Below are 10,684 nucleotides of genomic sequence, written 5' to 3'. Positions count from 1 at the left end.
AAATTCGAAAATCGCCGACACCAACTCGACCCGCGGCGGACCGCCGGTTTTTTCCGAGACGACGAGGTCCCCACCGGTATGGCCGGTTAGGAACCACGAGAGTTTCGAGAGTTCAATGCCCTGCGAGGGCGGCGAGGCCGTGTGGCCCGCCAACGAGGCTGTTTAAACAACATACCGACTTCGGTGTCAACACCCGTTTTAAAAAATCTTCAAAGAAAGCCGTTTACCGAGAAAACATTATGTTTATCAGCGGCTTAGGTTTGAAATCTTTTCGGCTGCGGCTTCTGGAATGCGTCTCTGGTGTCGTCCTCTCAAGTCTGGTTTCGACCGACTCAGGAACTCGATTTCCGCGGGCGCCTTAAGAATAATCCGATTCCAGCCGTTTTCCGGCCCGTCCGGCAACTTTTGCCCGCCTTTTGAACGCCGTACCTTCGACCGTCTCCTCCGAGCCCCCTAAAAGACGTCACCAACGTCTCTTTAGGGGCCTTGCCTTGACCACGCCCCGATTGTTTCACAAACGTGTGTCGGGTGTACGTCGCTGCGCCGGCTCGGGCTTTTCGCTTGTTGACGGTATCGGGGGCTGGTCGTCTCAACGGGCGGTAAGGCGTGGTTTGGCCACGTTTCGAGGTCTACGGCCCCGAAGCGGGGGGTTCTCCGCTAAAATGCTTGTAAGAGAGGCCTCGCGGGGCTGTGGGGGACCTGCTGAGCGTGCTTCAGAGTCGGAAGAAGATTTCGGCCGCGACCGAGGGGGCTTTTGCACCCGACGACGACACGCGCCTTTTTCCGACAAATGCCTACGCCGGTCGCGGCGGTAGTTTTTTCCAACACATCTACGAAACCGAAAGTCACGCGGAACGCCCGGCAGGCGGCCGGTTTCGCTGGATTCTGAGCACCTGCCTTGCCGCCACGATCGGCGCCATCGCCATTTTGATTGTCGTCTACGGATCTTCCGACGACGGCGATCGCTCGAACGACGGTCTCCTCCCGGCGTTGAAAAGCCTCGGCGAAGGAGCGCTCGTCCCTCAAGTGGCTCTCACCCCGAAAAATGCCGGCGGCCTCAAGTGGGTCACGCCGAAATCAGACCGCCTCCAGCTCACGACCGGCGCCCTCTCGACCCGCTACATTATCCACGAGTCCTCGAAGAGCCGCCGCGATAGCCGCGAATACGTTCGCCAGAAACCTTACGCCCGCATCGTTGCCCGCCTCGCTCCGGTTCCTGCGGACCAGAAAGAAAAAATACCAACGTTCAACCCGTTCAAGCTCTACGGCAGCGGTCAGCCCTCCGAGCGCGGCGAGGACGCCGACGAGAATGCGGGAAGCGGTCTGTCCCGATCGGACGTCTCGACCAAAGTCGTCGAACTTCTTGGCGGTATCCTGCCCGAGGAGGACGGTCAGGAACTCGATGCCCAGGAAGTTCAGGACATCGTTGAGCGCGGTGGAGAAGCAAGCGCGGCCGGCGCGACCGTTGGAGATGGCTCCGGCGCTCCTCTCGATGGCGTAGCAGCTTCCGGTCCCGCGATACCCGCGCAAGGAACGGACTCCTGGCGGCCAAAGGCAGCGACGTCCGACAATCTCAACACGACCGACATCTTCAAGTCGACCGAAGCCCCCGACGAGCCTTCCGACGACCTCGAAGATGGACAGGTCATCGTCGTGAAGGTCGGCCCGCAGGACACGCTTGCAAAAATCCTCGCCAAAGCCGGAGCCCCCGACTGGGACGTGCACAGCATGATCGAGGCCGGTCACTCGATCTTCTCGGAAAACGCGCTCGTTCCGGGCCAGGAAGTTCGCATAACGCTCATTCCCTCGCTGTCCGATCCGCGCAAGATGGAGCCGGCTCGCTACTCGATATTCTCCGATGGCCACGACCATCTCGTCACCGTCAGCCGCAGCGCCGCGGGCGAATTCGTCGGCTCTTCGCAGCCGCCGTTCAACGACGAACTGCAGCACATCGCCAACAGCGACGGCGACGATCCGCAGAATGTCAGCCTCTATGCCAGCGTCTATTTCGCCGGCCTCAATCAAAGTCTGCCGCCCGAGACCATCTCGAAGGTGTTGAGCATCAATGCCTTCGATACGGACTTCCGCCGCCGCGTCCGCCCGGGCGATGCGCTCGAAATGTTCTTCGACATGAAGGACGATCAATCGACCGACGGTAATCCCGGCGAACTTCTTTACACGGCGATCTCGAGCGGCGGCGCTCTCTACAAATTCTATCGCTTCCGCTCGACAGATGGCGTCATCGACTATTACGACGAGGACGGCAACAACTCGAAGAAGTTCCTTGTCCGCAAACCCGTTCGCGGCGACGACGTGCGCCTCACGTCCGGCTTCGGCGTCCGTTTCCACCCACTGCTGAACTCGCGGAAAATGCACACCGGCGTCGACTGGGCCTGCGCGCAAGGCACCCCGATCATTGCCGCAGGCAACGGAACGATCGAGGAAGTTGGACACAAAGGCTACTACGGCAATTACATCCGCATTCGTCACGCCAACGGATATCAGACCGCTTACGGCCACATGAGCCGCTTCGGAAACGTCACCCCCGGTATGAAAGTGCGCCAGGGGCAAGTCATTGGCTTTGTCGGATCGACAGGTTTGTCGTCAGGTCCGCACGTGCATTTCGAAGTGCTCGTGAACAACCGCTTCGTCGATCCGATGTCGATTCAGGTGCCGCGCGAAAGAAAGCTCGACGGCAAGGATCTCGCGGAATTCCAGAAAGAGCGCGGCCGCATTGAAGAACTCATGCGCCGCACGCCCGTGATGCAGCAGAACAAATAGAGCCGTTCTGTTTCATTCGCCGCCGCGCATCTCGCGTTTGCGCGTCCTCGAGAATAACTGCAGGCGAAAAATCTCAGAAACCATTTGTGAATACTCTGATGGAAAGCTCAGGGTCGTCATCAAATTTCGAATCGTCGATGATGCGACCTGGGTCTCAACGACGTCCGCGGGGGACGAAACCACGGAGGGAAGAACCATGAAGACCTTTGCAGGCTGTCTTGTCGTTGCCGCAGGCATCGTCCTCGGACCGGCCGCAGCCAACGCGTATGAACGCGTGACCGACGCGGCCCTGGGCGGCCTCGCAGGAGCAGTTGTATTTGGTCCAGTCGGCCTCGTCGCCGGCGGCGTCATCGGCTACACCGCCGGTCCGAACATCGCATGCAAGATCGGCGCGAAGCGCTGCTACCACCGCGCCCGTTACAACCGCGATCGTGATCGCGATCGCCCGCGCAACTAACTAGTCGTACGCGATCGGCGGCCGGCTCCACGGAGTGGCGTCGCCGATCGCAATCAAAAGACGGCGGGCGGCTCCGCGCAACACGTCACGCGCAACCGGCCGGCTCGCCGAAGGCGTGTCGGTTGCGCAACAGAGAGAACTCTGTCGCCGATCGCAAAGAAAGCAATCAACCCCTCACATCTTGTTGCCCGTCTTCGTATCCTGCTTGAGGAAGGCGATGATCTTCGCGCGCTCGCCCGCGTCCGCCAGGCCGCTGAAGATTGCCCCCATGTTGTTCCCCGGCACAACCGCATTCGGATTGGTGATCCACTGGTCGAGAGTTTTCTCGTTCCAAGTGATGCCGGACCCTTTGAGCGAGTCCGAATAGGCAAACCCCGGAACGGTCCCCGCCTTCCGGCCGACCACGCCGTAAAGCGTCGGACCCAATCGATTATCGCCCTTATCGAACGCGTGACACTCGCGGCAATGGCCATTGAAGGCCAGCTCGAGATCGTCGTTGGAGGCGTTGCTTTGAGCGAGAACTGCCGCGGTCGTGCCGAGGCAGTAAAGAGTTGCTGCCGCGGCGACGAGAACGGCGCCGGCCTGAAAGGAAATTTTTTTCATGCGACCTGGAGGAAAGGTTGAGATGCTTCGACGTGTGACGAACGCTGCAGAATAAGCAGTGTTCCTCTCGGAATGTTTACAATTCCGACAAGCGGCGCGGTGTGCGGATTTACGTCCGTTAGCGAGATTGTTCTGACGGCTTGGACGGCCGCGGCTGAGATGAAACGTAAGCCGCCACGTCCCACGCCTCCTGCTCGCTTAAAAACGGGTTGCGATAGTCAGTCGTTAAGTACGGCATGTTGGCTCGGATGAACGCCGCAGCGGTTTCGATATGGCTCATGCCCGCTTCTGAATTGAATGAATCCGCGCCCCACAGTGGCGGCACCGAAAAACCAACCTCCGGCGGCGATCTACGTTGGCCCTGACCGTTCGTCCCATGGCAGCTGGCACATGAGTCAGAGAAAATCTTCTCACCGCGTTCACGGTCCGGCTTTTGTTGTGCTGGCGCCAGCGGCAGCAGTCCCATCCCGGCAACACGCACGCCTTGCGGAGAGTCTTTTCCGATAAATCGCATGTAAGCGATGATGGCATCCATCTCGCGTCCGCTTTCGGGCAGCGGCTGACCGTTCATGCTACGCGTCATGCAGCCATTAATGCGTTCCGCGAGCGTCAGAACCTCATCATTCACCATCATCGGAAATGATGCGAACGTCGAAATAAAAGGTGCCGCAAAAGGTTTGCTGCCTGCTTTCAAATGACATTGCGTGCAAGCCAGATCGTTGCCGGCGTACCGCAATGCCGGATCCGAGGCACTCTTGCCGATTAAACGCGGTGTCTCCGCAACAAGCTGCCATCCATACTGGATCAACTGACTTTCAGGAGTTGCCGGCAGCCTGAACACATCGCGAGCTGCGTACCAGTTAGGGGGCCATCCCCACAGGATGTATCCGGCTCCAATTCCGATAAGCCCCGCCGCCAGCCCAACGAGCAGCACCATTCCCCCGGCATTTCGTCGGCTCATTGGCCCCCCGCACAGCTAGCAGAACCTATCTATTAACCGCCCAAGAGTTAACGGCCACAGAATATCCGCCCCATAGGCTCGACACGCGAGATGATGACACTTGTCTGGTCGCTGACATCTGTCGGCATGAGGTTGCATTGGTCGGCTGCCGTCGCGCAATGCGAGAACTATGCGGTGTGCAGATAGAGCAGGATAAGTTTTCGGCTAGGTTTTCTCACCAGGCTCTACGACGCGAATTTGGAATTCCCCGCCATTCTGATTGGCGGCGGATTCTGCCAGCATGCCAACTACGCCGAACATCCTCGCAACCGTCGCCGCAGATCGCGGCGAGACTTCAAGCGCATAATGCGCGCCTGCCTTTGTCGCGAGCGAAATCTCGTAGACGTTCGGATGCAATGGAGTGTCGACGACGATCTTGTGTAGTCCGGCGGGGACATCGAGCATTGTCGATCCGCCGCTTCCGAGACTGGCCACTTCTCGCCCATCGATCTTTACACGCGCCGCGTCTCCAGCCGATTCCAAAGCATCGGTTCGATAAATCTTGAGCCGGGCATCGGATGTACGCAGTGGCATCTTGGCGAGGCCGGCATTTTCGGCATCATGGCTGCCGCATCCAGCGAGTATCGCACCGATAAGCACGACACCAATGAATTTGAGATGCCGCATTTCGTACACTCCGCCCCGCACCATCGGGATTACAATCAACCGGGATACAATCAGGGAATGCACGTCTCAGCTATCGCGAAATTGCAACACGCACAGTAACTTCGATCGGACAATACGCACGGAGGGCGTGCGCCATTCCAGGCAGGGTCGAACGATCACACGCGGAAAGAGCAGGCCTGCATGCGCTCCCCCCTCAACGCTCCCGGCCCGCGTTCATGCCCTTTGTCAGGCTGGCGAGATGCAGTGAGGATGCGGTGTGCGGATAGAGGGGGATAAGTTTTCGCGCGCCAATTCCCGTCTCGCTTAAAGCAAGCGTCCGCTCTCCCTCCGTTATCCAGACGCGAAATCCGCTGTTTACCTTTTGCAGCGGGATTTAGCGCGTTCGCACGAAAATAAGTGTTTTCATAGGGGCGTGGGGTGTCGAGAGGGCAGGAGACTATGCCATGCCGGCGTTTTCAGCGCGAGGAAGAGGCGTACTTATTAACGCGCTCATTTCCGCTTCGTCCTTTGCCATAGTGGTCGCTCAATCGACTGCGGTCAGTGCCCAAACCATCAACCCGCAGGAAGCACACGACATCGCCGTTAATGCCTACCTTTATTTCTATTCTCCCGTGACGATGGATCTGACCCGGAAACAGCTGATCAATACGCCGCCCGGCAAGGGATCGATCGGCGCTCCGATGAATACCTTCGCAAATATCGACGCCTATCCGACTGCCGATATGCGGACGGTCGTCCGCCCTAATTTCGATACGCTCTATTCGAGCGCTTGGCTCGATCTTACGAAAGAGCCTGTGGTTGTCTCGGTGCCCGATACGCATGGGCGATACTACCTCCTACCGATGCTCGACATGTGGACGGATGTCTTTGCATCACCCGGCTGGCGAACCACCGGAACTGAAGCCGGTAACTTTGTTCTCGTGCCGCCGGGTTGGAAGCCCGAGCTGAAAGGGAAGCTGATTGAGGACTTCGGGCTGCCCAAAAATACTGAGCTCATCGACGCTCCGACACCTTATGTCTGGATTATCGGACGCACGAAGACTGATGGCCCGGCGGACTATGATGCGGTGCACGCGATCCAGGCTGGCTATAAGATCACGCCGCTGTCCGAATGGGGCAAAGCGCCGGCGCCGATCGAAGCCAAGATCGATCCGAGCGTCGATGTGAAGACGCCACCCAAAACCCTCGTCGACACAATGCCTGCCGGCAAATTCTTTGCTTATGCCGCCGAACTCCTGAAGCTGCATCCTCCGCACATTACCGATCAACCGATCATCGCGCAGATGCGCCGGATCGGCATCGAACCCGGCAAGAGCTTCGACATCACCAAATTGGATCCCGCCGTTCAGAAGGCTCTCGAGACGGCTCCGCAGGATGCGCAGCAGCTCCTCAAATGGAAGCTTCCGACACTCGCACGCGTGGCCAACGGCTGGTCGATGAACACCGATACGATAGGCGTCTATGGCAACTACTATCTGAAGCGCGCCTTGATCACGCAATATGGCCTCGGCGCCAACCTGCCCGAAGACGCGATTTATCCAGCAAACCTCGCGGACAACACCGGGAAGCCTCTCGACGGCACTAACAGATACACGATCCATTTTGACAAGACTGCGATACCGCCGGTCGACGCCTTCTGGTCAATCACCCTCTATGATGACGAGGGGTTCCAGGTCGCCAATAGCCTAAATCGCTTCGCTGTGAGCAGCTGGATGCCATTCAAGTTCAACGCGGATGGCTCACTCGATCTCTATTTCCAGAACGAGAGCCCCGGCGCCGATAAGGAAGCGAACTGGCTGCCTTCACCGAAAGGGCCGTTCAATCTCACCATGCGCCTCTACGCCCCGAAGTCCGATGCGCTGACCGGCAAATGGAACCCGCCGCCGGTATTGCGAAGTGAAGCTGTCGCACCGGGAACGGCGCAATGAGGTCATTGGGACGCCCTTCGCTCGAAGGGCGTTCCAACTTCCGAAGGTGGAAGATGCCCTATGCTATGACCTCTGACTCTGAGGATCAGGGGAAAGCGGCCCGGCGGTTCGGGAAGGTCCGTTGTCATCGAGACGGTGACGCCAGGCCGAGGGTGGAATCCCCACCATCTTCTTGAAAGCGCGGCTGAAGGCCGCCTCGGAACCGTAGCCGACTTCGGCAGCAACGCCTGCAATATTGGTGTTACCACCGCTCAGAAGCCCCGACGCTATCTGCATCCGCCATTTCGCAAGATAGTACATGGGTGGAATGCCGACGAGGTCGGCGAAGCGTTCCGCCAGCACCGAGCGAGAGACCCCAACGTCTTTGGCTAACTCCCCAATTGTCCAGTTCCGCGCTGGCCTTGCGTGCATCAGCGACAAGGCCTTGCCGACAAACGGGTCGCGCAGCCCCGCAAACCAACCCGCCTGCTCCGGCGAGAGAGCCTCGAGATGCCGGCAAACCACCTCGATGAACATCAACTCACTTAGTTTGGCCAACACGCTTTCCCCGCCGGCCCGTTTGTTCGCCGACTCGAGCATCGCCACGCGGATGAACTGGCTGAGCCAGTTTGCATCGTCACCCTGTTTGCCTCTGACCTTCATGACTGGCGGGAGGTTTTCGAGAAGCGGATTGAATGGCTGGGCGTCGCAGGCGAGATAACCGCAGACGAACTTAGCCGAGACCGGCCCATTGCCTCCGTAGTTGATGAGGAACGGCAATTGGCCAGCCGCCGCAGCATCGAGCGCGTCGAGCGCGCCGCGATTGGCCCGCATGCCGGGACTGCTCGATAGGATATGCGGATCGCTCTTTGTAAAGACTATGACTTCGCCAGCTTCGATCGCCATCGGCTCCTCGCCGACGATATTGGCAAAGCAACGACCTTCGACGATCACATGATACGCGATCAGATGCGCGGCACCCGGCAAGATTTTCGGCAGGATCATTTCTCGCGGCGGCGACTCGGCCGCCCAAGGAGCCGCTGCAATAACGTCAAAGAACGTCCCGCCGGTAAGCCGGACCGTCTTCAAGACATCAGATAGTGCGTCAGCTGCCATTCCATCTCCGCCAGACGCCTGGGCGTCTTACCAAGACGCCCTATCAAAAAGCTGAGATTTCCGACGCCGCGTCATGCATCGCGGACGCTTAGTCATTCGCGTTCGCCGCGATGTTCCTTAGGAAACCGACGTCGCGATCGCCTCCAAGATAGGAGCAAACATCATGGATCTTTATCTCATTTGCCGGCTGGGCGCATGGGCAAACATGGCCGAAATCGAAGCCGCCACCGCCAAATTACCCAAGGCAACGAGGGGGGGGGGCGTCGGCAAACGCCACCGCCTAAAATGATGCAACTGATGCGAAGTGGAAGGAGCAATTCATGACTGAGTCTCACGACGTGCTTACGCAAGAATCGGAAGTGCACGGCACATTTTCCGGCAAGAGCGGCATCCTTGGCAGGGCAGCCTCATTCCTTTACGGAATTGCCGCCTACGCCGTGTTTTCTGTCACTTTTCTTTACGCCATCGGCTTTGTTGACGGACTCCTGGTGCCAAAGACGATCGATTCCGGAGACGCGACCTCGCTGGCCGAAGCAATCGTCGTCAACATGTCGCTTTTGGCGTTGTTTGCCATCCAACATAGCGTCATGGCGCGGCCGCAGTTCAAACGATGGTGGACGCAATTCGTACCGAAATCGATCGAGCGCAGCACCTACGTGCTGTTGGCCAGCTTGGCGCTTGCCCTGCTGCTCTGGCAATGGCAGCCCATTCCGGCAGTGGTCTGGCACATCGGAGATCCGACAATCGCAGCGGCGGTGACAGGTTTATCGCTCGCCGGTTGGCTGTTCGCGCTGACCAGCACGTTCTTGATCAACCACTTCGAGTTGTTCGGGCTGCATCAAGTGACCAGCAATCTCGCCGGCCGGCCCACACCGGCACCACATTTTCTGACCCCGCTGTTCTACAAGATCGTGCGGCACCCGCTCTACCTCGGTTTGATCGTCGCGTTCTGGGCGGCACCGACCATGACCGTTGGCCACCTGTTGTTCGCGGCTGGGACGACCGCGTACATCTTGGTTGGGATAGCGTTGGAAGAGCGCGACTTGATCGATCTCTTCGGCGAAGAATACCGCCGCTATAAGGACCGCGTGCCCATGCTGATCCCGTGGCGAAAGTCAGCCTGATAAATGTTCGCCGTCGCGCCCGTCCTCAAAACCGGACGCGATGCTCACCGCATCGCGTCCGAAAGTACATCAGGCCGCTGCCTTGGCGTCACCTCGCCGTCGCGGACGGACACGGCACGCGCTCATGCCCTTTATCAGCATTGACGAGATTGGATTATGCGGTGAGCGGCCCTCTCGTCGAATCACGCAGCCTTTGGCAAAACATCCTCAACAGCCTTAGGATTGGCTTCAATCACTAGTAAAAGAACGCGGCTCGGCCCAGTCGGCGCCCTATGTCCCTGTTCCCAGTTTTTCAACGTCGACAACGAAAATCCGTATTTTGCAGCAAACGCCTTTTGTGTCAGACCCTGACGTTGCCGAATAGCCTGGACGTTTAGTGGAGTAGGAACTTGCACGCCTGAAACACGCCCACGCGCAAGGTCTCCGCGCGAATATCGCACGGCATCCTTGAGCCCAGCGATGATTTTGCTTTTCCTTGCCATGTTTATGTTCTCCTGCCTTGCAACACGCGAAACGCTTTCTGAGGACGCTTGCTTTTGTATTCTTTCTCAAGCGTCCGAACCAATTTAACAGCCGCCTTCTTCTCCGGCCCGGACATATCGGTCTTCTCATTCTTTGCGTAAACCGCAATTAGGAAGATCGGCATATGATCCCCGCCGTAGAAATAGATAATGCGAACTCCGGAACGCTTACCTTTCTGCTTTGCGGCCCATCGGAACTTTCTCAAGCCTCCTGTGCCAGCGATTACGGTTCCCAGTTGACGCAGCGTTGCCAGCTCTCCCCGCATCTCCTCGACTTCTTCCTGCGGCAGAAGTCGATCGATGTCGCGCGAGAAATCTTTCAACTCAACAATTTCAAGCGGGATCGTATGGTCTGCTTCTGAAACCATGACGACTATCTTGTGTTCAGCCGCCATGTTTCCCCCATGCGAACCGCTCGAAGCACAAGATAGTATGCAACTCGATGTACGTCAATGACGTAGTATGTCAGTGACGTACTAACGACTGGTAAACATTGCGTGCGGCCGGCTGCGCGGGGCGCAGTCGCCGGGAACCACCGTAAAAAGAAA

Annotated in this window: 10 protein-coding genes; 4 read left to right on the top strand and 6 right to left on the bottom strand. The window is 58.3% G+C overall.

The genetic code is table 11. The annotated features are described in order from the left end of the window. Nucleotides 1-708 precede the first annotated feature (708 nt). Both K2Q04_RS11020 and K2Q04_RS11015 read left to right on the top strand, forming a co-directional pair. Nucleotides 709-2,781 carry a M23 family metallopeptidase gene (locus K2Q04_RS11020; protein ID WP_291163265.1) on the top strand — a complete coding sequence of 691 codons (2,073 nt, stop codon included), beginning with the start codon at nt 709-711 and terminating at the stop codon, nt 2,779-2,781. A 196-nt stretch (nt 2,782-2,977) separates the two neighbouring features. Then, nucleotides 2,978-3,238, top strand: coding sequence for a hypothetical protein (locus tag K2Q04_RS11015; protein ID WP_291163262.1), 261 nt, complete (start codon nt 2,978-2,980; stop codon nt 3,236-3,238). A 174-nt stretch (nt 3,239-3,412) separates the two neighbouring features. On the opposite strand, the gene K2Q04_RS11010 is transcribed toward K2Q04_RS11015, so the two are convergent. The 3 genes from K2Q04_RS11010 to K2Q04_RS11000 form a co-directional block, all read right to left on the bottom strand. After that, a complete protein-coding gene (locus K2Q04_RS11010) occupies nt 3,413-3,841 on the bottom strand; it encodes a cytochrome c family protein (RefSeq protein WP_291163259.1) in 429 nt (142 codons plus the stop codon). 118 nt (nt 3,842-3,959) lie between these two features. Beyond that, on the bottom strand, nt 3,960-4,778 hold the full coding sequence (locus K2Q04_RS11005) for a c-type cytochrome (RefSeq protein ID WP_291163256.1): 819 nt from the start codon (nt 4,776-4,778) through the stop codon (nt 3,960-3,962). A gap of 228 nt (nt 4,779-5,006) precedes the next feature. Next, nucleotides 5,007-5,468 (bottom strand): hypothetical protein, encoded by a 462-nt coding sequence (locus K2Q04_RS11000; protein ID WP_291163253.1) that lies wholly within the window; start codon nt 5,466-5,468, stop codon nt 5,007-5,009. Nucleotides 5,469-5,911: 443 nt separating this feature from the next. On the opposite strand from K2Q04_RS11000, the gene K2Q04_RS10995 reads away from it, so the two are divergent. Further along, nucleotides 5,912-7,396: a DUF1254 domain-containing protein gene (locus tag K2Q04_RS10995; RefSeq protein ID WP_291163250.1), complete on the top strand. Its 1,485-nt coding sequence runs from the start codon at nt 5,912-5,914 to the stop codon at nt 7,394-7,396. Nucleotides 7,397-7,459: 63 nt separating this feature from the next. On the opposite strand, the gene K2Q04_RS10990 is transcribed toward K2Q04_RS10995, so the two are convergent. Beyond that, nucleotides 7,460-8,491: an AraC family transcriptional regulator gene (locus K2Q04_RS10990; protein WP_291163247.1), complete on the bottom strand. Its 1,032-nt coding sequence runs from the start codon at nt 8,489-8,491 to the stop codon at nt 7,460-7,462. 320 nt (nt 8,492-8,811) lie between these two features. Between K2Q04_RS10990 and mddA the strand changes: the two genes are divergently transcribed. Continuing rightward, nucleotides 8,812-9,615: a methanethiol S-methyltransferase gene (mddA, locus tag K2Q04_RS10985; protein WP_291163244.1), complete on the top strand. Its 804-nt coding sequence runs from the start codon at nt 8,812-8,814 to the stop codon at nt 9,613-9,615. A 182-nt stretch (nt 9,616-9,797) separates the two neighbouring features. Here the strand turns inward: mddA and K2Q04_RS10980 are convergent, their stop codons facing one another. Both K2Q04_RS10980 and K2Q04_RS10975 read right to left on the bottom strand, forming a co-directional pair. Further along, entirely contained in the window at nt 9,798-10,097 is a 300-nt protein-coding gene (locus K2Q04_RS10980) for a helix-turn-helix domain-containing protein (protein WP_291163242.1), read from the bottom strand. 2 nt (nt 10,098-10,099) lie between these two features. Continuing rightward, nucleotides 10,100-10,531, bottom strand: a complete 432-nt coding sequence (locus K2Q04_RS10975; protein WP_291163240.1) for an addiction module toxin RelE — start codon at nt 10,529-10,531, stop codon at nt 10,100-10,102. Between the last annotated feature and the right edge of the window lie 153 nt (nt 10,532-10,684).

The sequence above is a fragment of the Hyphomicrobium sp. genome, assembly GCF_019753045.1.
In the GTDB taxonomy this organism is placed as follows: Bacteria; Pseudomonadota; Alphaproteobacteria; order Rhizobiales; family Hyphomicrobiaceae; genus Hyphomicrobium_B.
This window is presented reverse-complemented; position numbering and strand designations above follow the sequence as displayed.